General features: G+C 63.8%; 30 protein-coding genes and 1 pseudogene. 26 read left to right on the forward strand and 5 right to left on the reverse strand.

Features of this window, described 5'->3' with window-relative positions:
• Nucleotides 1-10: 10 nt before the first annotated feature.
• Nucleotides 11-625, forward strand: coding sequence for a GNAT family N-acetyltransferase (locus tag IIB36_06320; GenBank protein ID MCH7531368.1), 615 nt, complete (start codon nucleotides 11-13; stop codon nucleotides 623-625).
• 3 nt (nucleotides 626-628) lie between these two features.
• On the opposite strand, the gene IIB36_06325 is transcribed toward IIB36_06320, so the two are convergent.
• Nucleotides 629-2,161 (reverse strand): FAD-dependent oxidoreductase, encoded by a 1,533-nt coding sequence (locus tag IIB36_06325; protein MCH7531369.1) that lies wholly within the window; start codon nucleotides 2,159-2,161, stop codon nucleotides 629-631.
• 418 nt (nucleotides 2,162-2,579) lie between these two features.
• Between IIB36_06325 and IIB36_06330 the strand changes: the two genes are divergently transcribed.
• The 5 genes from IIB36_06330 (at nucleotide 2,580) to IIB36_06350 (ending at nucleotide 5,574) form a co-directional block, all read left to right on the forward strand.
• A complete protein-coding gene (locus IIB36_06330) occupies nucleotides 2,580-3,152 on the forward strand; it encodes an rRNA methyltransferase (GenBank protein MCH7531370.1) in 573 nt (190 codons plus the stop codon).
• 17 nt (nucleotides 3,153-3,169) lie between these two features.
• Nucleotides 3,170-3,523, forward strand: coding sequence for a hypothetical protein (locus IIB36_06335; GenBank protein MCH7531371.1), 354 nt, complete (start codon nucleotides 3,170-3,172; stop codon nucleotides 3,521-3,523).
• 4 nt (nucleotides 3,524-3,527) lie between these two features.
• The gene (locus IIB36_06340; GenBank protein MCH7531372.1) at nucleotides 3,528-3,941 is read left to right on the forward strand and encodes a VOC family protein; all 414 of its coding nucleotides are present in this window, start codon (nucleotides 3,528-3,530) and stop codon (nucleotides 3,939-3,941) included.
• A 45-nt stretch (nucleotides 3,942-3,986) separates the two neighbouring features.
• A complete protein-coding gene (locus IIB36_06345) occupies nucleotides 3,987-4,934 on the forward strand; it encodes an alpha/beta hydrolase (protein ID MCH7531373.1) in 948 nt (315 codons plus the stop codon).
• A 208-nt stretch (nucleotides 4,935-5,142) separates the two neighbouring features.
• On the forward strand, nucleotides 5,143-5,574 hold the full coding sequence (locus tag IIB36_06350; protein ID MCH7531374.1) for a GNAT family N-acetyltransferase: 432 nt from the start codon (nucleotides 5,143-5,145) through the stop codon (nucleotides 5,572-5,574).
• A gap of 13 nt (nucleotides 5,575-5,587) precedes the next feature.
• Here the strand turns inward: IIB36_06350 and IIB36_06355 are convergent, their stop codons facing one another.
• Nucleotides 5,588-6,412 (reverse strand): flap endonuclease, encoded by an 825-nt coding sequence (locus IIB36_06355; protein ID MCH7531375.1) that lies wholly within the window; start codon nucleotides 6,410-6,412, stop codon nucleotides 5,588-5,590.
• A gap of 207 nt (nucleotides 6,413-6,619) precedes the next feature.
• Here IIB36_06355 and IIB36_06360 point away from each other — a divergent pair.
• From IIB36_06360 to IIB36_06370, 3 genes and pseudogenes are all read left to right on the forward strand, one after another.
• Nucleotides 6,620-7,157, forward strand: a pseudogene (locus tag IIB36_06360) (PH domain-containing protein).
• Between the two features lie 335 nt (nucleotides 7,158-7,492).
• Entirely contained in the window at nucleotides 7,493-7,837 is a 345-nt protein-coding gene (locus tag IIB36_06365) for a redoxin domain-containing protein (GenBank protein ID MCH7531376.1), read from the forward strand.
• Nucleotides 7,838-7,953: 116 nt separating this feature from the next.
• Entirely contained in the window at nucleotides 7,954-8,700 is a 747-nt protein-coding gene (locus IIB36_06370) for a haloacid dehalogenase type II (protein MCH7531377.1), read from the forward strand.
• Between the two features lie 36 nt (nucleotides 8,701-8,736).
• Here IIB36_06370 and IIB36_06375 read toward each other — a convergent pair whose 3' ends face one another.
• A complete protein-coding gene (locus tag IIB36_06375) occupies nucleotides 8,737-9,567 on the reverse strand; it encodes an SDR family oxidoreductase (protein ID MCH7531378.1) in 831 nt (276 codons plus the stop codon).
• A gap of 252 nt (nucleotides 9,568-9,819) precedes the next feature.
• On the opposite strand from IIB36_06375, the gene IIB36_06380 reads away from it, so the two are divergent.
• The 4 genes from IIB36_06380 (at nucleotide 9,820) to IIB36_06395 (ending at nucleotide 12,566) form a co-directional block, all read left to right on the forward strand.
• Nucleotides 9,820-10,248 carry a GNAT family acetyltransferase gene (locus tag IIB36_06380; protein ID MCH7531379.1) on the forward strand — a complete coding sequence of 143 codons (429 nt, stop codon included), beginning with the start codon at nucleotides 9,820-9,822 and terminating at the stop codon, nucleotides 10,246-10,248.
• A gap of 143 nt (nucleotides 10,249-10,391) precedes the next feature.
• The gene (gene speB / locus IIB36_06385; GenBank protein MCH7531380.1) at nucleotides 10,392-11,318 is read left to right on the forward strand and encodes an agmatinase; all 927 of its coding nucleotides are present in this window, start codon (nucleotides 10,392-10,394) and stop codon (nucleotides 11,316-11,318) included.
• A gap of 11 nt (nucleotides 11,319-11,329) precedes the next feature.
• Complete coding sequence (locus tag IIB36_06390; protein ID MCH7531381.1) at nucleotides 11,330-11,629, forward strand: isoprenylcysteine carboxylmethyltransferase family protein; 300 nt, start codon at nucleotides 11,330-11,332, stop codon at nucleotides 11,627-11,629.
• Between the two features lie 31 nt (nucleotides 11,630-11,660).
• On the forward strand, nucleotides 11,661-12,566 hold the full coding sequence (locus IIB36_06395) for a hypothetical protein (protein MCH7531382.1): 906 nt from the start codon (nucleotides 11,661-11,663) through the stop codon (nucleotides 12,564-12,566).
• An 84-nt stretch (nucleotides 12,567-12,650) separates the two neighbouring features.
• Here the strand turns inward: IIB36_06395 and IIB36_06400 are convergent, their stop codons facing one another.
• A complete protein-coding gene (locus tag IIB36_06400) occupies nucleotides 12,651-13,679 on the reverse strand; it encodes a lytic transglycosylase domain-containing protein (protein ID MCH7531383.1) in 1,029 nt (342 codons plus the stop codon).
• Nucleotides 13,680-13,856: 177 nt separating this feature from the next.
• On the opposite strand from IIB36_06400, the gene IIB36_06405 reads away from it, so the two are divergent.
• From IIB36_06405 to IIB36_06440, 8 genes are all read left to right on the forward strand, one after another.
• A complete protein-coding gene (locus IIB36_06405; GenBank protein ID MCH7531384.1) occupies nucleotides 13,857-14,996 on the forward strand; it encodes a hypothetical protein in 1,140 nt (379 codons plus the stop codon).
• Between the two features lie 35 nt (nucleotides 14,997-15,031).
• Nucleotides 15,032-15,478, forward strand: a complete 447-nt coding sequence (locus IIB36_06410) for a carboxypeptidase-like regulatory domain-containing protein (protein MCH7531385.1) — start codon at nucleotides 15,032-15,034, stop codon at nucleotides 15,476-15,478.
• Nucleotides 15,475-16,116, forward strand: a complete 642-nt coding sequence (locus IIB36_06415; GenBank protein ID MCH7531386.1) for a hypothetical protein — start codon at nucleotides 15,475-15,477, stop codon at nucleotides 16,114-16,116. Before IIB36_06410 ends, IIB36_06415 begins: the two co-directional genes overlap by 4 nt.
• A 123-nt stretch (nucleotides 16,117-16,239) precedes the next feature.
• Nucleotides 16,240-16,578 (forward strand): hypothetical protein, encoded by a 339-nt coding sequence (locus IIB36_06420; protein ID MCH7531387.1) that lies wholly within the window; start codon nucleotides 16,240-16,242, stop codon nucleotides 16,576-16,578.
• On the forward strand, nucleotides 16,575-16,970 hold the full coding sequence (locus IIB36_06425; protein ID MCH7531388.1) for a hypothetical protein: 396 nt from the start codon (nucleotides 16,575-16,577) through the stop codon (nucleotides 16,968-16,970). The genes IIB36_06420 and IIB36_06425 overlap by 4 nt, the downstream gene beginning before the upstream one ends.
• A 99-nt stretch (nucleotides 16,971-17,069) precedes the next feature.
• A complete protein-coding gene (locus IIB36_06430) occupies nucleotides 17,070-17,537 on the forward strand; it encodes a hypothetical protein (GenBank protein ID MCH7531389.1) in 468 nt (155 codons plus the stop codon).
• A 63-nt stretch (nucleotides 17,538-17,600) separates the two neighbouring features.
• On the forward strand, nucleotides 17,601-17,807 hold the full coding sequence (locus IIB36_06435; GenBank protein MCH7531390.1) for a hypothetical protein: 207 nt from the start codon (nucleotides 17,601-17,603) through the stop codon (nucleotides 17,805-17,807).
• A 116-nt stretch (nucleotides 17,808-17,923) separates the two neighbouring features.
• A complete protein-coding gene (locus IIB36_06440) occupies nucleotides 17,924-18,550 on the forward strand; it encodes a hypothetical protein (GenBank protein MCH7531391.1) in 627 nt (208 codons plus the stop codon).
• 104 nt (nucleotides 18,551-18,654) lie between these two features.
• On the opposite strand, the gene IIB36_06445 is transcribed toward IIB36_06440, so the two are convergent.
• On the reverse strand, nucleotides 18,655-19,590 hold the full coding sequence (locus IIB36_06445; GenBank protein ID MCH7531392.1) for a DUF1684 domain-containing protein: 936 nt from the start codon (nucleotides 19,588-19,590) through the stop codon (nucleotides 18,655-18,657).
• A gap of 124 nt (nucleotides 19,591-19,714) precedes the next feature.
• Between IIB36_06445 and IIB36_06450 the strand changes: the two genes are divergently transcribed.
• The 5 genes from IIB36_06450 to IIB36_06470 all read left to right on the forward strand — a co-directional run bounded on the left by IIB36_06450 (nucleotide 19,715) and on the right by IIB36_06470 (nucleotide 24,858).
• Entirely contained in the window at nucleotides 19,715-20,050 is a 336-nt protein-coding gene (locus IIB36_06450) for a helix-turn-helix transcriptional regulator (protein MCH7531393.1), read from the forward strand.
• Nucleotides 20,031-20,444, forward strand: a complete 414-nt coding sequence (locus IIB36_06455; GenBank protein ID MCH7531394.1) for an SRPBCC domain-containing protein — start codon at nucleotides 20,031-20,033, stop codon at nucleotides 20,442-20,444. The genes IIB36_06450 and IIB36_06455 overlap by 20 nt, the downstream gene beginning before the upstream one ends.
• 100 nt (nucleotides 20,445-20,544) lie before the next feature.
• Nucleotides 20,545-21,549: a homocysteine S-methyltransferase gene (mmuM, locus tag IIB36_06460; protein ID MCH7531395.1), complete on the forward strand. Its 1,005-nt coding sequence runs from the start codon at nucleotides 20,545-20,547 to the stop codon at nucleotides 21,547-21,549.
• A gap of 133 nt (nucleotides 21,550-21,682) precedes the next feature.
• A complete protein-coding gene (locus tag IIB36_06465) occupies nucleotides 21,683-24,304 on the forward strand; it encodes a peptidase M14 family protein (protein ID MCH7531396.1) in 2,622 nt (873 codons plus the stop codon).
• Nucleotides 24,301-24,858, forward strand: a complete 558-nt coding sequence (locus IIB36_06470; protein ID MCH7531397.1) for a pyridoxamine 5'-phosphate oxidase family protein — start codon at nucleotides 24,301-24,303, stop codon at nucleotides 24,856-24,858. Before IIB36_06465 ends, IIB36_06470 begins: the two co-directional genes overlap by 4 nt.
• Nucleotides 24,859-24,884 lie beyond the last annotated feature (26 nt).

Here is a 24,884-nt window from a genome sequence, read left to right on the forward strand (position 1 = left end):
TGCGTCGCGCGTGCTCGAGACTGTCTTCAGGCTCAGCGGGAATGATGTAGCGGAGGTAGTCGACGTCCTGTGTGAGGCCTTCTTCGACTACCCGGTGATGCGCTTCGTACTCGATGCCGACGCCGTGGACTACGAGCAGCGACTCAAGATCCTTGTCCACTTCTTCGTGGAGGCGCGAGTCCTACGCGGAGAGGTCCTGCTCGGGATCGGGCACAGACGAAGTTTCGATGGGGCTGCACTGGTGTCGCGTCCTAGCGGGCCGCCGAGCCCGCCGGAGTTGAGCGATCTTCGCGAGCGGGTATGGGCTGAGTTGGGCTCCTCGGCGCGAGCCAGATACGACTCTTTTTCTGCCGCTTGTGCGCCGTTCGAGGTGGAAACTCCACACATCCACCTCAACATGATCGGCGTGCGCCGCGCAGCGAAGGGCAAGGGGCTCGGCCGCAGGCTGATCGAGCATGTCCACCTCATGTCCCGTGAGGACTCCGGTTCTGAAGGTGTGACGCTCACGACTGAAGACGAGGCCAATGTCCCACTCTATCAGCACTTCGGCTACGAGATCGTGGGCCACGCGACCGTCGGATGGGGACTGAAGACTTGGGGCTTCTTCAGACCGGACGCCGGCTGAGGTCTACCCCTGCATCACCCGCTCATGAAGAGCCTCTACGGTCCGCCAAGCCGACTGGATGGCGCCCTCGAGCCACGCTGGGCGCCCGCTTGCGCCCGCTGACCCCAGATAGACGCGACCATCCGCCTTGCTGAGCTGTTCGAGAAGCTCAGCGTCGGGGGTCCTCCCGTATGCGCCAAGACTGTATGGGACCTTCTCCCACCACACACAGTACGCGTTCTCGAACTCTTCCCTCATCTGCGGGTGGACCTTGCTGGCCTGAGTGAGCACATGCTCGACCCGGTCTCGAACCGGCATGTCCGATAGCCCGGCTTGCCCACCACGGCCGTAGTAGCCCAACAGCACACCTTTGTCCGTGAAGTAGTCGTTCGAGGGATAGGAGAACTCTCCCAGTTGCAGGCTCGAGCTCCAGAGGTGCCCACCGAAGATCCCGTCGTCCTCCTCCCAGAAGCGGCGCTTCATCTGCAGTCCCATTTTTGCGCTCGAGCTGTGCTCGGTTTTGCTCACGGCGTCCGCCATCTCGGGCGACAAATTGACGTCGATTCCCTTCAGCACGGACATCGGTAGGCAGCACACACAGAAGTCCGCGGTCTCCTCCCGCTCCTGTCCGGACCGGGTGTCCCTGTACACAACTCGCACGCCGTCTTCGGTCTGGTGAATCGACCCCACGTCGGCCCCGAACCTGATGTGGTCACCGATCGCTCGCTCGAAGGCGAGCGGGATCTGGATCATGCCCCCGATCGGCTGAAAGACGGGGTCCGGTCCCCCGGTGCCGGCGTAGAGGGAGCGTACCCGGCTTCCGAAGTCGGAACGGAGTAGGGCGCTGAAATCGTACCGATCCTCCGACCCGCGCAGTTCCGGTGGGCCGTACAAGTGGTCCTCTGAATCCAGGTACCCGGCTCGCACCAGGAACTCCATCAGGAGGACTTTGTCCTCTTCGGTGAGCGGTGCGTCGATCTGGCCCTGGTCCATCGCCTTGGCCAGCAGCTCGGTCGTGGAACCCCACAGGTCGGCCTTGACCTCGCGCAATCGGACTCGCTTGCCGGAGAGGGGGCCCAACTCGGGGTCCTCTTCGTAGAAGTAGTTCGCGTCGCTTAGGTTCACGAAAAGTTGGAGAGGGACGCCCAGCTCCTTGCAGTAGCCCAGGACCCCCTGGTCGCGGTGCGGAATCCGCCACGCCCCCGCGTTGAAGTACTGCCCTTCGTCAAAATCGCACACCTGAGTCTCGCCGCCGATCTCCGTGTGCTGCGTTCCGCGCCGGACGGTCCAGCAGAGACCGCCCACGGAGTCGCGTGCCTCCAGGACGCTGTAGTCGTACTCCAGCTTCCCCAGCTCGTAGCCGACAGTCAGCCCCGACAGTCCCGCACCGAGCACGATGACCTTCGTGTCCGGCCGCGTCCCCTTCAAGACGGGGCGCGGGCCTGACGGCTGACCCATCAGGTCCCATGCCCCCATCGCACCCATCACGAGCGATGAGCCGCCGACGGCTCCGAACCTCTTGAGAAGCTGGCGCCTGGTCATCTTGCTGGCGTCCATTCGTCCCTCCTATGGATGGTCCCTTCCTCGGGCAAGCGGGAATGTAGCGCACGGGCCGCCGCCCACCACCTCTACTTTGGACTACGTTTGGGACACCGCCCTACTTGAAGGGGGCACGGATCAGCCGCACCCTAGATCTGGGACTCAGCCGTTGGGACAAGTGCCGCGGATACTTCCTGTCGAGTCGAAGAACCAGTGGTTTCAGCGAGTGGAAGCGCTCGGCCGAAGTCGAAAAAAGCGCCATCGCTACGGCGAATTTGTGGTCGAAGGTGTTCGATCGCTGAATCAGCTCATGGCCAATCCGGAGTGGAGGATCGAGGCGTTCCTTTATGCGCCCTCACGCCCACTATCGGCTTGGGCTCAAGACACATTGCGCTCATCCCGCGCTCGCCTGCACCTCGAGCTGAGTCTTCCCCTGATGGAGGAGCTCAGTGACAAGGATGACGTCTCGGAATTGTTGGCGGTCGTCAAGATTCCGAGCGATGATCCTGCGCGCCTCCCGGCAGGGCCGCAGCCACTCTACGTCCTGCTCGATCAGCCGTCGTTGCCTGGCAATCTCGGTACGGTCATCCGCTCTTGTGATGGACTCGGAGTAGATGGCGTCGTCATCTTCGGCCGCGCGGCGGACCTCTATGATCCACGCACCGTCCGTGGTGCTGCGGGCTCTCTGTTTGCTCAGCCCGTGGTGCGGGTCACGACCTGGGGTGGCCTGAAGGGTTGGCTCGAGGGGGTGCGGAGTCAGACGCAGAATCTCCAACTAGTCGCGACAACGGCGCGTGGGGGAGTGTGGCCCGACGAAGTGTCCTTTTCGAATCCGACCGTGCTCATGCTCGGTAACGAGACCGCCGGCCTCAGTCACAAGGTCGCCGAGCTCTGTGACACCAGCGTGACCATCCCGATGAGCGGGTCGGCTTCCTCCCTGAACGTTGCCTCCGCCGCAACGGCTATTCTGTACGAAGTGAGGCGGCAACGGCGGGCCGATGGCGCATAACCTGTGCCGGCTTCCTCGTGGCCCTGAGGGCCTCCGCGGGCCAAATTGGCAATGCAGCGAAGCTCGAGGACCAGCTCGCACAGATGATGGACGTGATGACCGAGAACAAGACCTGTGGCGTCCGACTGCCTGGACGTGTCGTGCTCGACTCCGAATCGAGGGCGGCCGAAGGGCAGTACGGCTGCAACCCGGGTTGGCATCGGGGTATCCGGATTGGCAGCGTGACCGACGGCGTATTGACCGGCTTTATTCCGGACCCCTGCACGCACGGAGCCACGAGCCACCCCGAAGGCGTTTCGGTCAACGACCAGGGCAACATCTGGGGAGCGTCCGTCGGCGACCGAACCGTTTGGAAGTGGGTCAGGAACTGAGACGATGCCCCGGGTTCGGCGAATCTTGGAGACCGCCCTCTACGTCGAGGATCTTGATCGGGCGGTCCGCTTCTATGAGCGCGTGATCGGACTGAACGCCATGTCGCGAGGAGATCGCCTGGCCGCCCTGGACGCAGGGGAGGGCACAGTGCTCCTGCTCTTTCTTCGTGGAGCCACCACTTCAGGAGCGTCGTTCAGAGGCGGATGGATTCCTTCCCACGACGGTGGAGGCCCGGCGCACTTCGCCTTCGCCATCGACTCGGGGGACCTCGACTCGTGGCGTCGGCACCTCGCGGCGGAGGGGGTCGATATCGAGAGTGAGGTGAGCTGGGAACGAGGCGGAAAGAGCATGTACTTCCGTGACCCTGACGGGTACTCTGTGGAGCTTGCAACACCGGGTGTTTGGGAAGTCTTCTGAGCTGGGGCTCGGCGTGTCAGCAGTCCTCTTTTTAGGAGCGCATGAGTGACGCTAGATCCACAGGTCCAGTTCATACTCGATCTCGCGGAGAGGAGCACGCGCCCCCTGCTCGAGAGCCTCGATCCACCAGCGGCACGGATTCAATACGCTGAGATGGTCGCCTCAGTCTCGGAAGATCCTCCGAACGGAGTGGTGACGCAGGACAGTACGATCCCCGGCCCCGGTGGCGAGCTTCCGACGCGGCTCTATCGCCCGCAGGATGCCGAAGGTCCGCTCCCGATCCTCATCTTTTTCCACGGTGGCGGCTACGTGATCGGCGATCGGGATACACACGATATCCCCTGCCGTCGGCTGTCTCTGGGCGCGGCGTGCCTCGTGGTGTCTGTCGACTATCGGCTCGCCCCCGAGCACCCGTTCCCGGCGCCGGTCGATGATGCCTGGGCGGCGACCCGTTGGGTGGTGGATCATGCGGCCGAGCTCGGGGGAGACCCCGCTCGCGTAGCGGTTGGCGGGGACAGCGCGGGCGGGAATCTGGCGGCGATCGTCTGTCACATGGCGAAGCGGGATGGCGCCCCGCAGCTGGCGTACCAGCTCCTCATCTATCCAAGCACGGACCTCACGGGCAGCATGCCGTCACACAAGACATTAGCCCAGGGCTACCGTCTGACCACCGAGCTGCTCGACTGGTTCATGAACCATTATTTCGGCCAGGGCGGGAATCGGCGCCAGCTCATCGCTTCGCCCCTCTTCGCCGATGACTTCGCGCACCTTCCCCCGGCCTTCATCCTCACAGCGGGATACGACCCGTTGAAGGACGAGGGACGTGCCTATGCCGACAAGTTGCGTGAGGCTGGAGTCGAGACTGGGTTCGTGGAGTACGAGGGGATGATTCACGGGTTCATCACGATGGGGGGGATGGTAGACGCGACGACGGAGGCGCTCGAGGAGTGCGGTGAGGCCCTCCGTAGGGCATTTGACTCGGGCTCGAGCTAGGGGAGGGACGTATCGATATGCCTGATCGTCGATACTCCGACGAGGAGTTCGCGCTCATTTTCCAGCGAGCGTCGGAGCTGCAGGACCGAGCGGATGGTGCTGAGCCCAATTGCGGGACCGAGCCGAAGGTGGGTCGACAACTGAAGAGATCGCCAAATACCTGACCCGGTGACTGTTTCTTGCGCTCAACAACCGACCCGGCCAAACCATGACGATTCGCCCCAGTCGAGCTTCAGACCGCGAGGAGTTGCTCCGGATGCGGACGGCGCTGTGGCCGGATTCCGACCTGGACGAGATCGATGCCGTTCTTCACATGCCTACCTCCGAGGGCATCGTCCTCGTTGGGGAGCGCGACGAGGGCGGACTGAGAGGATTCGCCGAAATCGGGCTCCGCAAATACGCGGACGGGTGCGGCACCTCGCCCGTCGCCTACCTCGATGGCATCTGGATTGATACGGACTCGCGCCGAAGCGGCGTCGCCTCCGAGCTTGTTCGAGGGGGTGAAGCTTGGGCCCGCTCACTGGGACTGACCGAGTTCGCCTCGGATTGCGACATCGAAAACCACGTGAGCGAAGCGTTCCACCGGGCAGCCGGGTTCGAGGAAGTTGAGCGGCACATTTGCTGGAGGCGCGATCTCTGACTTTGCCTCGCGCCTAGACTGCCAGAGCGGTCTGGGAGCGCTCCACGAGACGGCTGTCGCCGAGACGCTCTGCGTAACGCGCGAACTCGGGAGTCGGACCCAGCCAGCGGAGCTCGTCGACCTCACTGAATAGGGGCGCATCCGTTCTGAGTGTTGCGAGATCCTTGAAGAGCAGCGCCAGGTCACGGCGATCCCCGAGCACCGAGTCCGGAAAGCTCTCGATGGGGCCGTGCTGGTTCAGAAGCCGTGAAGCTGTGACTCGACCGATGCGGGGAATGCCCGGGAAGCCGTCGGCAGCGTCGCCAACGAGGGCGAGGAAGTCGGGTATCAAGGTCGGCTCGACCCCGAACTTTTCACGCACTGCGGCAGCGTTGCGGACCTGGTTCGCTCTGCGGTCCACCTGCACGACGCGGTCGCCTCGGACGCACTGCGCCAGGTCCTTGTCGGGGGTCCAGATGGAGACCTTCTCCACGCTTTCGTCCGCTGAGGCGAGATGGGCGGCTGACGCTAGTGCATCGTCGGCCTCTAGCTCGATCATGGGCCACACGGCTACGCCCATGGCAGCGAGCGCTTCTTCCAGCGGATGGAACTGGGCCAGGATTGCCGGATCGATGCCCTCTCCGGTCTTGTAGTCGGCCCAGAGATTGTTGCGGAACGACTCGATGACGTGGTCGGTCGCCACACCGATATGGGTCGCTCCCGTCTCGATCATCTGCAAAACGGAGTGCAGCACACCGTTGACCGCCGCGAAGGGCCCCTCCTCACGCTTGGAGAAGCGGCGAATGCCATAGAACTGGCGAAACAGCTCGTACGTGCCATCTATCAGGTGAACGATCATGTTGCAGTATAGGGGCTATCGAATCCCAGACCCACGGATGGTGCGCCAGTGAATACTCGAACCGTTTCCCGACGTGTTGTCCTCGGCTGGACCAGACGCTCGCCGAGCAGCTACCGTTGATCGGCCTATCGCTCACGTAGTTCGACTATGTGGCCTTCTCTCACACCTTCCCTCGCATCTAGCTCTAGCTCTAGCACTGGAGGTCCGATGCCCACCGAAACCGTCCTCGCAGAAGCCACCTTCAACCGAAGGGTTCGTAGTTATTGGCTCCTCTACGGCTCCATCCTCTGTGTGGTCACCGTTGTCGGGATCATTCTCCTTCCAGTGTGGCTTCTGTTCGGGCACTTTTTCACCGAGCGATACCTGCAACACATGAGCTGCGTCCTGACAGACCGGACGCTGAAGGTGAGTCGGGGCATCCTCGTGCGTCAGGAGAAAACGGTGCCCCTGGAGCAAGATCACGGACATGGGGCTCATCGAGGGTCCCATCATGCGGTACTTCGGCCTGCAGACCATTTCGGTAGAGACGGCCGGGTCGGCGGCGGGCGCCCTCATCCAACTCGTGGGAATCGACGGGGCGCGAGAGTTTCGGGACAAGGTGCTACACCAACGGGACGTCGTGGTGGCGGGGTCCCAGCAAGCCCTCCCCGAGGCGGTCGTGTCGGCCTCGACGAACGATGGGCAGATCCTGGTCGAGATTCGCGACGCGCTGTTGCGTATCGAAGAACGTCTGCCCAAGGGTTGATGTGGAGACGGACCTCCGCCTAGCGAGCGACTGACATGGAATCGTTGAACCATCGCCTGGCAGCTCTTCGGGCGGAGAAAGAAGCAGCAAGAGACCCCGCCGCGACGGCTCTCATGAACCGGGCTACGGACGATCTACGCGCGTCTGGGATCTTGGATCGTGTGAGCTCAGTAGGCGACACCGCCCCGCTCTTCGCTCGTCCGAATATCGAGGGGACGACGGTACGACTTCGCACCTTGCTCAAGCGCGGACCGGTGGTCGTCAGTTTCTTCCGCGGCAGGTGGTGACCCTATTGCCGACTTGAGCAGGTTGCTCTCCAGTCCGCTCTACCTGAAATCGCCGCGAAGGGCGCGACGCTGGTGACGCTTCAGCCTCAGCTTCAGGACTTCGCACGACCCTGGGCCGACGAGGACGGGATCGAGTTCGACGTGTTGCTCGACTTGGGCCTAGGCATCGGCCGTGACTACGGGCTCACGTTTCGGGTTCCCGACGACCTGCGACGCCTCTACATCGAGAGCTTCGGGCTCGATCTCGTCCGCTTCAATGGGGACGAGTCGTGGCAGCTTCCCATCCCGGCTACGTTCGTCGTCGACCAAGGTGGGACCATCGTCTTCGCATCTGCCGATCCGGACTATACGGTGAGAGCCGAGCCGGCCGATATTCTGGCTGCAATCCCTTAGATCGAGGGAGACTCATGATCTCTAGCACCGCGGACCTCAGCACTTTGCAGCGCCGAGAGTTCTTTTCGGCCGGCGCGGTGGCCATCGCGGCGACCGCCTTCGGGGGCGGGAGCGGGATGCTACCTGAGGAGCATCCACCTCGGGCGGTCCGCCCTCAGGAGGTGTCCGACGTCGTGGCCCTCACCTTCGACGTATTCGGGACAGTGGTCGACTGGCGGACGTCGATCATCCGTGAGGGGAGGATGTTGTCGCAGGCGAAGGGACTCGAAGTGGACTGGGAGAGGTTCGCCGATCGGTGGCGAGCTGGTTACGGCCCGGCCATGAACCAGGTCCGTACCGGCGAGTTGCCGTGGATGAAGATCGATCAGCTCCATCGCAGAATCCTCGATGACCTCGTGATCGAGTTCAAGCTATCAGATCTCTCCGAAGGCGAGATCGACGATCTGAACCGGGTATGGCATCGCCTCATACCTTGGCCCGATACGGTGCTGGGCCTCGGCCGTCTGAAGTCGAAGTTCGTGCTGGCCACTCTGTCCAACGGCAACGTGTCGCTGTTGACCAACATGGCGAAGAACGCCGGCCTGCCGTGGGACTGTGTGCTGTCCGCCGAGCTATCCGGACACTACAAGCCTGACGCGGAAGTGTACGAAAAGGCGGCGGATCTTCTGGATCTTCCGCCCCACCGGATCATGATGGTGGCTGCGCATAAGGGCGACCTGCGGGCCGCTCAGGCCGTCGGATTCAAGGCGGCTTGGGTGCCGCGGCCGCTCGAGTATGGTCCAGGTCGGACCATTGATACTACGCCCGATCCCGAGTTCGATATTTCGGCGACCGATTTCCTGGACCTGGCCGAGCAGCTTTAGCAGCGGGTGCTTCGATCGGTTCTGGGACTGCTCTCCTCAGTCTGCGAGACCGAGCTGCGTTAACAGACCTTCGGCGTATTCCTCGAACGGCACAGCACTGCGCGCGGCCCGCATGACTTCAGCGTCCTGGCCCGCGACGTAGCGAAGTCGCGGGGTGCCATCCGTTGCCGCGCCAAAGATGACGTCGGCGATTTGCTCGGGAGTGGAATAGCCCTGCGTACGCGATCGTGCGCCTTCCATCATCTTCAGCACCTTCGCCGTGTACGCGTCGGTCGAGCCGTCGTCGGACGCATCCAGAGACCTACCGCCGAAGTCCGTATGCACGCCACCCGGTTCGACGATTTTGGCCTGCAGGCCGAAGAAGCCGAGCTCGTACCGGAGCGACTCGGTCAGGCCTTCCACGGCCCACTTGGTCGCGTGGTAGAGCGAGAAGAACGGGAAGGTCGTAAAACCCCCGACGGATGTGATGTTGACGAACACGCCACGCCCTGCCTCACGCATGCCCGGGAGAAAGGCCCGGGTCACATCGATGAGGCCCGTCAGGTTGGTCGCGATCTGCCGATCGATCTTCTCCTGCGGGGAGGTCTCGAGTGGTCCGGCGGCGCCGTAGCCGGCGTTGTTGATCACAGCGTGCGGGACACCGAGATCAGCCACGATCGACTTTGAGGCGGCGGCGACCTCATCTCGATCGGTGACGTCGAGAGGGTACAAGTTGACGCCCTCGACGCTCCCAAGCTCCTCATGATCCTCTGGGCGGCGCATGGTAGCAGCGACCCTCCAGCCTTCGCTGGCGAAGCGCTCGGCCGTTGCGCGGCCGATTCCGGTGGAGGCTCCGGTGATGACGACGGTCTTCGGTTGTTCGCTCATTCTCTTCCCCACATGTGCCGCGCCTCAACGGCTAGCAACGGCTTAGAAGGTAAGCCTGGGGCGCTTTCTTCTGGATGGGAAGGGGACTGGCCAATGTTTGGATGGGCTTCCTCCCTGTGATCGCTCGGCTGTCCCCGGAATGGTCCCCTTGGGTACATTGGCCCACATCGCCACCTGAGGGAGAGTCATGTCTGAGCGGATCCAGCAGCTGAATGAGGCGCTCGAGGGGTGCGGTCCGTGAGCTCACCCACCATACGGTCGTTCCGATCCGCAGATCGTGCGGCGCTGGTCGAGCTTTGGTCCGAGGTCTTTCCCGAGGATCCGCCTCGGAACGCGCCGGAATCGATGATCGACAACAAGCTCCGAGTCCAAAGCGACCTGCTCATGGTCGCCGACGTCGACAACCGGTTGGTTGGTGCTGTGATGGCGGGGTTCGATGGGACGAGAGGATGGATTCATCATCTGGCGGTCGCTCCCCGATACCGCCTGAAGGGTATCGCCACTGCACTCCTAAGAGCGGCGGAAGATGGGCTGCAGCGGCTCGGATGTCCGAAGGTCAATCTGCAGGTGCGCGCTGAGGACGACGGTGTCGTCGCGTTCTATCGCGCCCTGGGCTATAGCGCGGAGCGGCGGGTGAGCATGGGGAAAGTGCTGGGGACCGAGCCGACCGACGCTAGGTGATCGCCACTCGTGATTGCCACTGGGCAGCTAGGATGACCATCTTGGCGGCGAGAACGAACGCAGTGGTGGTCGAGCGTCAGCCAAGCCCAGGACCCGGAGGTGATCGAGTGAGTGACGCCCAGGTCGGCCGTCGCCGTGGCCCGATGTCGGGGCCACGGTATATGCATATCGCGACGTTCATGCGGACCCCGCTGATCGCGGACGCGTCCGAGTTCGATATCGCGCTCGTTGGTGTGCCGTATGATGGAGCCGTGACCAACCGTCCCGGTGCGCGGCACGGGCCTCGAGAAGTACGCAACGCCTCGAGCATGATGCGCGCCATTCACCCCACCACTCGAGTGAACCCCTACGAACTGTGCAGGGTCGGCGACGGTGGCGACGTACCGTTCACGCGAGTGTTCGAGCCCGAGGCGGCTCATGAGGACATCGAGCGCTTCATCTCCGGCTTCAAGAGCGACGGAGTCCTCACCCTGGTCGTTGGGGGTGACCATTCGGTCACTCTGCCGGTGCTCAGAGCATTGGTCTCTGACGGACCGGTGGGCCTGATTCACATCGACGCGCACACCGACACCTGGGACGAGTTCATGGGGTCTCGCTACTCGCACGGCGCGCCGTTCCGTCGGGCGGTTGAGGAGGGACTCGTCGACCCTGGCCGAACGATTCAGATCGGCATCCGCGGAGCGCAGGACTCGACGGAGGGATGGGACTACTCGGCGGCGACCGGGATGCGGGTGGTCTCCATGGATGAAGTAACCCGCATGGGCGTGGAAGCAGTGGGCCGGGAGGCTCTTCGTATCGTGGGGACGGGGCCCACCTACCTGTCGTTCGACATCGATAGTATCGATCCAGCGTTTGCGCCTGGGACGGGGACGCCGGAGATCGGTGGCCTCACGTCGGTCGAAGCCCTCACTCTTCTTCGGACCCTGCGCGGTGTCCAGCTGATGGGGGCCGACGTGGTCGAGGTGGCACCGCCCTTCGATCCGACGGGCGGGACCTCCCTGATCGCCGCTACCGTCTTGTATGAGTTGCTCTGTCTGATCACCGAGGCGATGAGTGGCCGGAGGGAATAGGCCTCGTCGTCATGGTGGTCGCGAGCCGGCAGTTCAGGACCGCTCAGACCGGCATCAATCCCTTCGAGAAGCCGTCGGCGTTGGTCGCCACTGGACCATTCTCGGCGAGCCGGAATCCCATGTACCTGTGCATGGTTCTCATCTTGCTCGGGGCGGCGATCGCTTGGGGCACCATGTCACCGTTCCTCATTCTTCCGCCGTTCGTCCTGGTCCTCTCGAGGCGATTCATCTCTGTGGAGGAGGCCGCCATGAGTGAGGCGTTCGGAGCGGAGTACGAGGAGTACAAGAAGCGAGTGCGGCGCTGGATCTAGGGCAGCCCCGCCGCAGTCGCAGAAGGACGTCATGCCGAGCTATCTACTAATCGCGAACCCCTCGTCCGGTCGGGGCCAGGGCCGGCGCCGGGCAGAGGCGCTGCGGTCCGCCCTGCCCGATGCGGGCCGTGTCGAGGTCGTCGAGACCACTCACCGCGGCGCCGCCACGGAGCTCGCTGCCAAGCACGCCCACGAGGTGGATCGCTTGATCGCCGTTGGTGGTGACGGGACGCTGAACGAGGTTCTCTGCGGGCTGATGCGTACGGGGCGCGAGGCGCATGATCTACCCGAGCTCGGCTTCCTGCCTTCCGGTACGGCGAACGCGGCCGCCCGAGCCTTCGGGCTGGCATCCGATCCGGCCGTCGTCGGGAGGTCGCTCGCGCGGGCGGTGTCTCGGCCGGTCGACGTGGGCGTCGTAAGCCACGCCGGTGGCGAGCGGGCCTTCCTCTTGTGGTTCGGAGCAGGCTACGATGCCGTGGTGATTCGAGCCCTCAACGAGACGCGTACGGGCCTCATGGGCATGTCCGGCCTGTTGGGCAAGGCGCCCAGGGTTGTGTCCGCACTGGCGGGGTACGGTGCGCCGCGAATCGACGCGGAGGTGGAGGGATCGTCCTTTGGTATTTGGTCCAGTGTCGTCGTTACCAACGTCAAGGAGATCGCCTTCGGAGGCGTTCTCGCACAGGACGCGGACCCGTTCGACGGACAGTTCGATGTCGTGGGGATTCCGCAGGCAGGCGTCCCCGGCCTGGTTCGCCTCGTTGCGCGGATGCTTACGTCGAGCCTCGCCGGGGCGGAGGGCGTCCGACATCGGACGGCTACCCGAGTCACTCTGAGATCGGAGGGAGAGGTGCCGTTTCACCTCGACGGGGAGCCTGTAGGCATCTTGCCCGCAGTCGCTACTCTCAGGTGCGGCGCGGTCCGCTTTCTGAAGACATGAGGACTCAGTGGCAGGCCGTCTGCACGTGTACGGAATCACGAAGCCTCAGCGATAGCGCCGTGCTCCGGCGAGAGGCTGCTAGCGCTAGCTTCCCGGTCCGTCTCCCAGCCGCCTCAAGGCGTTCTCCCGCACCACCTGAGCGCTGCCGACCGGCACCCGCACGTACGTGTTTCGGCTCGGTGGGGTCACGCCGCTGATGAACTCGGGGTTCAGGCGCGTGATCTCCTCCTGGCTCGTGCCCGCAGCGCGTGCAACCGCTGCCAAGGAGGTGCTGGCCGCAACGAGCACGCGATCGAACACAAACGGATCGGGCTGGGGCTTCTCGTATCCGTGCGCCTCTGGGTCGGCCGCGACGACCACGGCTCCGAGAAACTTCGGCACGAAGTCGCGGGTCTCGGCTGGCAGATGATGGCGGATGGCCCAGTAGAGGCTGTCCGAGAGAACCGCCCCGGGCGCTCGCCGCTCGAGGATGCCACGAATACGGTCCGGCCCCGCGTTGTACGCCGCTAGCGCGAGGAACCATGATCCGAAGTCGGTGCGCAGCCGACCGAGGAAACTGGCGGCGGCTTCGGTGGACTTGAATGGATCGCGGCGCTCGTCGACGAGCCGGCTGACCTCCATGTCGAAGTCGCGGGCGGTCGGTTCCATGAATTGCCAGAGCCCCACTGCGCTCGCTGTGCTGACTGCGGAGGGGTTATACCCGCTTTCCAGGATCGGCAGGAATCGGAGGGACCAAGGGAGCTCGTGCGCAGCGAGCACCGCATCGACGTTGTCTTCGAACCACGTCATCCGTTCCAGATAGGTCGGGAGCCACTTGGAGTGCGTGGTCTCCCAGAAGCGCACCCACCGCCCGACTTCGGCCAGGAACTCGGGGTCCCGGAACATCGGCGAAGCGAGTAGCTCGTCCGCCATTTCCGTGAGGCTCGCCGCCACGATGGAACTCTGAGGTGGCGCCACGATCGGCTCCGCCGCGGCAACCGCGGTGACCTCGTCCGGGTGAGCGCCGTAGAGCCCGACCGTGACGGCACACACGATGGATGCGAACAGCAGGAGCGTAAGGCCGGGACTGCCCCTTCCGTTCCACGCCTCGTCCGTTGCCTGCCTGTGATCCATCGATTCGCCCCACGCGTGTAGTCGTGCGCTTGGTCTCTCCAGTTGGATGCCCCTTACCGCGTTCGGGTTGCGATGGGTTGCCCTGCCAGAGCCGTCCGGGCCGCGATTGCGAGGCGCTGAGCTCGGCGGCACTTTCCTCCTTCTCGATCCACGAAGTCGCTGACGGAGAAGTGAAGAATGCAGAGATCGATTAGAGTGGGGGCGGTCATCCTGCTAGTGATCCTAGGGCTCGGCCTGAGATGGCGCTTGGGATCTGACGAGGGTGGCACCCCTGGTGCCACCGGTACCGGCGGTGGCGTACCGACGTTCACCGTCGATCCGTCGTGGCCGCTCGAGATGCCCAACAGGTGGATCATGGGCGCCGTGACCGCAGTCTTCGTGGACGCGCAGGATCACGTCTGGGTCACCCACCTCCCCGAGACGCTCACGCCCGAGGAGATCTCGGTCGTACAGGATCCGCCGCTCGGAACGTGCTGCGTGCCCGCTCCCATCGTGATCGAGTTCGACGCGCAGGGCAACGTGATCCAGGGATGGGGTGACCCCGCTACGCAGGATATCTCCGAGTTCCCGAGGAACGCGCACGGGCTGTTCATCGACCACAATGACTTCGTGTGGATCGGTACGTTTCGGCATCACCGCGTGATGAAGTTCACGCGTAGCGGAGAGCTGGTGATGCAGATCGGGGAATACGAGGTGAACGCGGGCAGCAACGACGAGAGCCTTCTCGGGGGGCCGGCGGGGATCTGGGTCGATCCTTCGACGAACGAGGTCTTCATCGCGGACGGGTACAGGAATCGCCGCGTGATCGTGTTCGACGGCGAAACGGGGGCCTACCTACGTCACTGGGGTGCGTACGGGGACCGGCCTGACGACGCGTACGAGTACGGCGATCGCGATCCGGCCGGCCCACCCCCGCGTCAGTTCTCTACCGTTCACGGTCTCATGGGCTCGAACGATGGACTCATCTACGTGGCCGATCGTCGCGGCAACCGCATCCAGGTGTTTCGGCAAAGCGGAGAGTTCGTCACGGAGAAGATCATTGCTCCTGAGACCCGGGCATCGGGCTCCGCGTTCGTCGTTGGCCTGTCGCCCGATGCCGAGCAAGAGTGGCTCTACCTCGCGGACGGAACGAACCACAAGGTTTGGATCCTGCGCCGCTCCGACCTGGAAGTCGTCGGCGACTTCGGACGAGGTGGTCGCCAGGTCGGCCAGTTCCTGCGTCCGCATGGCATGAGCGTGGATTCGCAAGGCAACATCTACGTGGGTGAGGCGTCCACGGGTCGGCGTGTGCAGAAGTTCACTGTCTCGGGCGGCTGATCTGAGTCGGTATCTCACGAACGGGCGCCACTTGCGTGCCTGAGGCGCATGGAGCGAGCGCGAGTGCCCAAGCCACTCCGACCGTCTCGATCGAAGGCCGCGTGATCGACGCGGTCGCGCTCACCCCTGTTCCCGGAGCCGTGATCCGGCACCTGTCTTCATCGGCCACGGCCGTCGCCGACAACGAGGGGCGCTTTTCTCTCGAAGTGGAAACCATCGGTGTGTACGTGCTCCGGGTGGAGCAACTCGGCTACGAGGACTCTCAAGCGGTGCTGCCTTCCACCGCGCCCATCGAGTTCACGACGATCTCGATACAGCCGAAGCCGATCGAACTGCAGGGCCTCGAGGTCAGCGTCGCGAGCCAGTTCGAACAGAGGCGAACCGCGTCCGCTCGCGAGGTCAGGGTTCTCGATCACCCATCATTCTCAGCATCAACCTGTTCCTGCTGTTCCGGCCGGAGTGGTTCCACTGGCAGTTCGTGATCATCGCGCTCGGCTACCTCGCCAAGGAGCTCATCCGCTGGGACAAGGGCGGACGTTCGTCGCACATCTTCAACCCGTCCTCGTTCCCGCTCGCCGTCTTCTCACTCGTGCTGATCCTTACCGGCACGACGGACACGACGCTCGGCATCGAAATCGCGACGACGCTGTTCAATCCGCCGCACATGCATTTGTTGATCTTCCTCGTGGCGCTGCCGGCGATGCTGCTCTTCGGCGTTACGACGATGACGCTTTCCGCGGCCGTGACGACGTACCTGTTCGGTCTGGTCTATTTTGGGGTGACGGGCACGTACCTCTTCTTCGACTCCTACATCCCCATCGCGGTTTTTGTAGGGATGACGCTGCTGTTCACCGACCCGTCGACCTCGCCGAGGACGGAGTCGGGACGCGTCTTCTTCGGGGTGCTGTACGGGATGGGCACGATCGGTCTGTTCGGTATCCTGAGGCTCATCGACGCCCCGACGTTCTACGACAAGCTGTTGCCCGTCCCGATCCTGAACATGCTGATTCAGATCATCGATCGATCGGTTACCACGGGGCCGTTCAGGGTGCTGAGTCTGTCCAAGGTGGCCACGGCGCTCAGTGGAACCCAACGGAGGGTGGCGACCGTCGGAATATGAATCCTGATTTTCGCGGCCATCGCCGCCGCCGACGGTGTCGGCGACGATCACCGGGGGCAGTGGGTCCCGTTCTGGCAGACGACATACGCCGAGGGGTCGGAGCGAGCGTGTAACTACCTCGCGGTGCAGCAGCAGAATCTGTGTGAGCGGGGTTCCGGCTGGTCGTGCAACGAACTGGGGATTCTGCTGGTCGTACAGATGCAGGATGAGCAGGAAGCCCTGAGCGTGTGGAGCTACGGCTGCTCATTGGGTTTCTCGGCTGCGTGCGACAACGCGGCACGGATGGAGGCGGGTTCGACGACATTCGCAAGCGCTGCCCTGACGCCGAGCGATCTGCCGATCGTGTTGCGGGGTAGCAAGGGACCGGTCCGGGAGCAAGACCCGGCAGCTCTGTACGCGATGGCGTGCGAGAGGGGGTGGATGAGTGCGTGCGGATCGAGATTCGTGGATCCCGCGCCATGACATGGGGTGGGCATGGGAAAGCTGCTGCGTGGCGTTGGACTAACCCGATTCTCGAGTGGGCGTTCGGGATGGGTGTGTACGGATTCGTTTCCGGCGTCGGGTTCGGCACGCTGCTCTCGCTGAAGGAGGGACGGAAACGGCTGTTCGAGCTCTCGCTTGGGCGCGTCGCGCTCTGGGGCCTCCTGGGCTCCGCCGCGGTTCCGGCTCTCATGGGAACGCTGGGTCTACTTCCCTCAGGGACTCCGGTTGTGGAAATCATTCAGGCGATGTTCGTGACGGGATTTCTCGGCGGGACATTCGCTCCCGGCTCGATCGCGATCGCCCGGCGGGCTCAACTGAAGCCTGGCGAGGAGCTGGGACTTCTGATGGATGACCCTGCCTCCGGGCTATAGGGGCTCGCGTACGCGGCCTCGGACGCGCATGATGGTCGACCTGGATTCGTGCTCCCGGGCGCCTTGCGCGCCGGCACATCACTGACAGGAGTCTCAACGATGCTCAAACGGACCCTCACGCTGAGTCTCGCGGCGTTCGCGGCCGTACTGGTCGCTTCTGCCGACGCATCCGCTCAGGACAACCCACGTTTCGGCGTGTGGAAGCTCAGGTCCGACGCCCCGCCGCCGCAGGTCAACATCATGACCTACGAGCCGTACATGGACGGCGGCATGCGCATCACTGTTGCGTCCACGAACTCTCGCGGTCAGAGCAACGAGTGGGGCTACACCACGATGTTCGACGGCACGTTTCTGCCGGTCGCGGGTCAGGAGAACTCGGAGACGGCGGTCGAGATCGTCGACGACCTGACCACCCGAATCTCCAATCGCCGGGACGGCCGCGTCTATCAGGTGATCATCAATACGCTCTCTGAAGACGGCAATAGCATCAGCAACGAGTATGTGCGCCTCGACGAGAACGGGAAGATCACGCGGGTCACGCACGCGATTTACGACAGGCAACGCTAGGACCGCCCGCTCGGGCCCGAAGTCACGCGCAGCTGCCCCCCCAAACCACGTTAGATGCTGCTCGTGAAACCGATGGATGCGGGGCTCTTGCAAACCCAACCCAGTTGGATACTCGCGGTGCCGGTGATCAGCGCCGGAGCCATGGCGCTTATGTTCTCCGCTGGCTTCGGACTGTACTCGGCCGCGACCGCGCTGGTGGGCACGCTCCAGGGCCTGATCGTGCGGCGGATCGTGGCCGGGGACACGGCGGGGGACACGGCGGCCGGATAGGGCGGAAACCGGCGCCGCTCGGTACGGGGTGGGCTGGCGTCACCCGTACGAATCGCTTATCCCTGGGCAGGCGAGTCTTGCTACCGATCACCGACCCTCAATGGATAGGAGTTCCCATGTCCCGCCGAATCTCTGTTGCGCTTTTTGCGCTCATGCTCGCTGTGCCGCTCGGCCTGAGCGCCCAGCTCCAAGTACGTTCTCAGGGAAGCACCGAAGCGAACGATCCGGACGATGTGCCCGACGTCTCCATCACGGAGATGGAAAGCTCGTTCACGGTGGGCACCGGCCCCGCGGCGGTGGTTTGGGATCCTGGCAACACGGTCAGCGGTGAGTACAACTTGAAGGGCACGTTCACGCTTCTCGAGCCGAGTAGCCACGTCAACTACTACGGTCTGATATTCGGTGGTGGCGATCTCGACAACTCGAGCCAGAACTACCTGTATTTCCTCGTTGCACAAAACGGATCGTTCATCCTGAAGCATCGCGCGGACGACGACGCGGTCCACACCATCGTAAGCGGCACCCCGCACGACGCGGTGACCACGCCCGGCGATGACGGCACCTCGGTCAACGAGCTCGAAGTGCAGGTCGGAGCCGACGAGCTCACTTTTCTCGTGAACGGCACCGTGGTCCTCACCCAGCCGCGGACCGGCATGGCGGCACGTACGGATGGGATCTTCGGCGTGCGCATCAACCATGTGATCCCTGGCGTTACCGTTGCGGGACTCGCCGTCTCGAACTAGAAGGCACGGGAGAACTCTCGGGATCGGGTCGCAGGCGGCGGATGCCTGCGGCCCGGTCGGGCCCTCTCCACGCAGGCAGTGAGGCGAGGGAACTCGCCGTCCCCTCAATAGACCGGTACTGCCGGTCTCTTCTCGCCCGCTGTCACCGCCAGCTGCAACCAGTTCTCCCTGGGTGGCAGGCCACAGACGGAAAACGGGGTGAATACGCACGGCGCATTGTAGGCCCTGTTGAAGTCGATGGTGGTCCACCCTTCTTCGTCCGGGAAGTCGACTCTCAGGTACCGTCCAGCCTGATAGGTCTCGGTCGTGGCCGTGGAATCCCACATCAGGACGAAGAACGACGTGCTGGTCTCGCCTGCGGTCGCAATGAGTGAGTGCTCCCGGCCGTCGAGCTGAAAGACGAGTTCCCCGGGAACGCGATACTCGATCGTTCCGGCGGTTACGTCCGCCACCGTGAGTGTGATCGGCTCCGCGTACGGCTCGAAGCGAGCGGCTACCCGCCAAGCGGTGTCGACCGGGAACGATTCGGGCAACGCGAAGGTGTCTCGCACCGGGAGGTCCGTGTCCCAGACCCGGAGCCAGAGTCGGTCCGTCCCCGGCTCGCCGTGGATGCGCATGCCCAGCGACCCGAGCTCCACCGTGGTGGGATCGTCCGAGCGATCACTGCCCAGCAGGATGGGATCCGTGATCGGATCGCCGTCCAGGATGTTCATGTCGGCGCCCGGAGCTGGCTCGAGCCGGATCTCCTGTCCCGAGCGGTGCAGAGTACCGGCCAGCGGCGGGGAGTCGGCGGGCGGAAGCACGAGGGCCAAGCTCGTATCGGAACCGAACGGGTTGGCCCCCTGCTCCAGCTCCCAAAGCCCGATCCAGAGTAGAGGGCCCGAGGGCGGTGTTACCAACCGCCCCCTACGGTACTCGCGCCACTCCGCGTGCTCCGCTGCGAAGACTGCGACGTCTACGGGTGGTGGAGCCGGCCACTCTTCTGCGATACAACTCGAAAGCAGCGTCGAGAGCGCTGCTGTCACGACTCGTGAGGACATGCACGCAATCTGAGAGGTCCACGAGTCTCGGGCAATCCGCCGCGTCCGCGTCCGCCTGCCAGGTCACCAGCGGGTGTCAGTCGCAACTTTGACACGCAACCATACGGTTGCATATAATGGGGGCATGTTAGACGTATTCGCAGCCGTAGCCGATCCCACGCGGCGCTCGATCCTCGGGCGTCTGCGTGGCGAGGGGGCGCTCTCGGTGTCCTCCTTGGCCCACGTCCTCCCGATTAGCCGACAGGCGGTGACCAAGCATCTCGACGTGCTCGAGAGGGCGGGTCTCATCCGGAAGCGGGTACAGGGCCGGGAGCGGCTCCATGAGCTCGAGGCTGAACCTCTACGCGAGGTTGACGACTGGCTTGCGCCGTATGCAGCGGTGTGGGACGAGCGCCTCGAGCGGCTGCGGATCCACCTCGACGGAGACGGAGATGGAGTCGATGACCGAGCGGGTAGTTGAAAAGACGCTGCACTTTCAGGCGTCCAGGGAGCGAGTGTGGAAGGCGATCAAGGACCCGACCGAGTTGGCCATGTGGTTCGGCGACGAAGCCGAGCTCGATCTCAGGGTGGGTGGGAACGGAGCGATGACGTGGGAGAGCCATGGGCGATACGAGATGCGCGTCGAGGAGGTAGAGGCTCCACGCCGCATAGTGTGGAGCTGGGTGGGCGAGGGGGGAGTCGCGTTCGATGACGCCCAGACGACGCGGGTGGAGTGGGAACTCACCGAGCGCGAGGACGGCGGTACCACGTTGTATCTTCGTGAGTCGGGATTCCTTACGGATTCGAGCCGTCAGGAGAACGACGGCGGGTGGGACCAGGAGCTCGGGGAGCTGGTGGAGCTGCTCGCGTCCTGATACTCGAGTGCCGAGGCCTTCTTGGATTCCGGGTCTCGTGCTCCGAGCGGGCCTACGGGCCGGGAGAATCGAGATGGAAAACGAATGCGGGTGAGGTAGCGTGATTCCCGCTCCGAACCCCCTTCAGCGGTTCCTCGATCACCAGCGGGTGGTGGTCCTGGACGGTGGTTTCGCGACCGAGTTGGAACGCCGAGGCGCGGTGCTCGACTCCGCGCTCTGGTCGGCCCAACTGCTCCTGGACGATCCAGGCGCGCTGGTGGAAGTCCACCGCTCCTTTTTGGAGGCCGGCGCCGACTGCATCGCGACTGCGACGTACCAGGCGAGCTTCGAGGCCTTCGAGGCCGTGGGAGTGCGCCGTGGCGAGGCGGAGCGGCTCATGCTCGGCTCCGTGGCGCTGGCCACCCGGGCGGTTGACGACTTTTGGGCAATTGGCGAGAACCGAGCGGATCGACTTCGGCCGCTGGTCGCAGCGAGCCTCGGACCCTACGGGGCGTTTCTCGCGGACGGGTCGGAGTATGATGGGCGCTACGGCGTGGGGCGCGACGTGCTCGAACGCTTCCATCGGGACCGTTTTCGCGTCATGGCTTCGTCCGCGGCGGACCTGATCGCTTTCGAGACGATTCCTTCGTTTGCCGAGGCCGAGGTGATTTTGCAGCTCCTCGATGAGACCCCCGACGTGTGGGCGTGGCTCAGCTTCAGCTGCCGAGACGGAGAGCACCTCAACGACGGGACCCCGATCCGGGACGTCGTGGCGGTGTGTGCGGAAACAGACCGAATCGCTGCGGTCGGAGTGAACTGTACGCCACCGCGCTTCATGGCCGAGCTGATCTCCGAGATCCGCGCCGAAACGGGCCTGCCGGTGGCCGTCTATCCGAATTCGGGCGAAGCGTACGACGCGTCGTCGAAGAGTTGGAGCCGCGGCTCAGGCGGCACGGGGCTCGTCGGTACCGAGTTCGGTGGCGGGAAGGATGGTGGGACCCGTGACGCTTGGGGCGAAGCCGCAGCCGAGTGGGTCGAAGCAGGCGCCAGCCTCGTGGGAGGCTGCTGCCGTGTGACCGCCTCGGACATCTCCGGTGTGCGCAGCCGAGTGGTATCGCTCGGATGATGAGATAGTTGGCTGAACCCTTGCCCGGCTCAAAGCCCCCGGTCTAGTGTGAGTGGGAGGGGGCGTCTCGCCCTCCACGTTGACACCTGTAAAACCGGTCATCACGGCCATCGCCGTGCCCTGAGAGAATCCCATGAAAGCGTACCTCCCCTTCCGTCGTCTCTTCCTGGTCCTGCTCACGCTGACGTTTTGTTTTCCGGCGTGGACCGCAGCTCAGCAGATCCCGTCGCCTGAGCAGTTCTTCGGTCATCAGATGGGTGCGGACCGTCAGCTGGCTCGCTGGGACAAGCTCGTCGAGTACTACGACATGATCGGCGAGCGCAGCGACCGGGTGCAGGTCGTGCACATGGGCCCGAGCACGTTGGGGAATCCGTTTCTATCGATCTTCGTGTCATCGCCCGAGAACCTGGCGAATCTCGACGAGATCAAGCGCATGAACGCGATCCTACAGGACCCGCGAGAGCACTCACAGGCGGAGATCGACAACGCGATCGAGAACAGCAAGGTCGTCTTCGTTCAGTCGTACGGGCTGCACTCGACCGAAGTCGCTGGGAGTCAGTCCGCGGCGGAAGTCATGTACGACTTCGCCACCAGAGATGACGACGGGATCAACGAGATCCTGGACAACACCGTCTCCATCCTGATTCCTGCGTTCAATCCGGACGGCAATATCATCGTGACCGACTGGTACAACCGCTGGGTCGGTACCGAATACGAGGGGTCGGGACCCCCGGAGCTCTATCACCACTTCATCGGCCACGACAACAACCGTGACGCGTTCATGCAGAACACGATCGAGTCGTATTATGGCGCCGAGATCTTGTTCCGGGAGTGGGTTCCACAGGCCTACATCGATCATCACCAGATGGGCCCGTACACGGCCCGCATCTATTTGCCTCCGTACGCCGAGCCGATTCGACCTGAGGGCGATCCGTTGGTGTGGCGCGAGATGGCGTGGTACGGCGCGCACATGGCGTACAAGATGGAGGAGGCGGAGCTCGACGGCGCGATCGGAGCGGCGATCTACTCCGGCTGGGGTCACTTCGGCTTCCACTGGATTACGCCGTTCCACAACATCGCTGGCATGCTTACGGAATCGGCGAGCGCCCGACTCGCGACGCCTCTGTACGTGCATCCAGATCAGTTGGGTGGATCGCGCCAGCTACCCGAGTACGCAGAGCAGACCACGTTCCCGAGCCCGTGGCCCGGAGGCTGGTGGCACGTGCGAGATATTGTGGACCGCCAGATCATCGCAACCTTTTCGCCATTGGAACTAGCGGCTAAGAACCGCGAGACCGTTTTGCGGAATGCGTACAACAAGGCGAGCCGGCAGACACGCAGGGGCATGGAGGGCGCTACCAAGGCGTATGTGATTTCCGCCGATCAGCACGACCCGCTCACCATGATGAAGATGGTGAACAAGCTGCTTCTACAGGGCATCACCGTGGAGCGTTCGGATGTCGGCTTCACGCACGAACGCTACGTCTACGATGCGGGCTCGTACGTGGTGTCGATGGCGCAGCCGAAGCGCGGACTGATCCGTTGGCTGCTCGGGCAGACCTACTACCCCGACAACAGCTTCACGCGCGATCGAGATGGAAGCCCGATCCGCCCGTACGACATGTCCGGGGACGTGATCTCCGAGTTCATGGGTGTGGACGTCGATCCGGTCGGGACAGCGATCGAGGCTCCGCTCACGGTGGTCCGCGACCTCGTCGAGCCGAGGGGCGAGGTCTCTCTGGGTCAGCACGGGTATGTGATCGACGGCGCTCTGAACGATGCGTTCACGGCCGTAAACCTACTCTTCGATGCGGGCGCGAACGTCTGGCGTGTGGACCAGGACGGGGCCGGTGTGAAGGCGGGTGACTTCATCGTCGGTGCGGGCACAGCCGCGGCCACGATTCGGGAGATCGCCACGGAGACCGGTGTGGACTTCATGTCACTCGATACTGACGCCTCCGGCGTGAGCCATCCTCTGAGCCGGCAGCGGATCGGCATGTATCAGCGCTATTACGGCGGAAACATGGACGAGGGTTGGACGCGTTTGCTGCTCGAGGACTTCGAGTTCGAGTACACGAGCCTCTTCGATCGCCATATCCTGGAAGGTGACCTGCACGAGAAGTGGGACGTCATCGTCCTACCCGCCGACAGCAAGGACATGATGACCGGAATGCGTGAGGGCGGCGGCGGTCGCGGTGGCGACCCGAACCAGACGCCGCCCGAGTACCGGAGTGGGTTCGGGCAAGCGGGCATTGACGAACTCGAGGCGTTCGTGGAGAACGGCGGCACGCTGGTCACGTTCGCGCAGGCCGGTGATCTACCGATAGACGAGTTCGAGCTTCCGATCCGTAACGCGGTCGCAGGGATGTGGGGCAACGAGTTCTGGGCCCCTGGCTCGACGCTCAAGGTCGACGTCGACACGTCGAGCCCGTTCGCGTACGGCATGCCCGAGAATGCGCTGGCTACGTACTTGGCTGGTGGTCAGGTCTACGAGACGGTGGCGGGGGCACGAAGCTCGGACGTGCACCGGATCGTCACCTACATCGATCGGGACATCCTTCAGAGCGGTTGGTTGCTCGGCGAGGAAGCCATCGCCGACAAGGCGGCGGTCGTCTCCGTGGAACACGGTGAGGGCACGGTGTTGCTGATCGGGTTTCGGGCACAGCATCGGGCGCAGACCCACGGCACTTTCAAGCTGTTCTTCAACGCGCTGGTCAACGGTCGTATACATGTGGGTGTGGCGGCAGCGGGGTGAGCACGATGGTCGTGTGGCGAATGATCACGCTTGTGGGACTCTTGGTCGCTTCGCTTTTGTCAGCGCCCGGGTCTTCGGAGGCTCAGACGCTCGGTCGGGCGGAGCTTCTCTCCGCGTCCAGGGACATCATGAGCGCTGCGCGCTACGTGGCGCTTGCGACGGTCGATGAAGAGGGCCGGCCGGCCGTGCGAGCTATGGACGCAGCGGCTCCCGACGACGACATGACGGTCTGGCTCGCGACGAACCCGCGCAGCCGGAAGGTCAGCCAGATCCGCGCCGAGCCGCGGGTCGCCCTCTACTACCTCGACGCGGACGGACCCGGCTACGTCACCCTCGTCGGTACCGCGCGCTTGATCGACGAACCAGCACAAAAGGCGCGCCATTGGAAGGAGTCGTGGACTCCCTTCTACACGGACCGGGACGAGAGCGTGCTCCTCATCCAGGTGACGCCACTCTGGCTGGAGGTTGTTTCCGTTCCGCACGGGGTGAACGGAGATCCTGAGACCTGGCGTGCCGACATCGTGGAGTTCGTGCCGGGCAGCTCCGGCCGCTAGTTGCTAGTCAGGACGTTCCGCGACAC

It is taken from the genome of Gemmatimonadota bacterium (assembly GCA_022560615.1).
GTDB lineage: Bacteria > Gemmatimonadota > Gemmatimonadetes > Longimicrobiales > Gaopeijiaceae > UBA1138.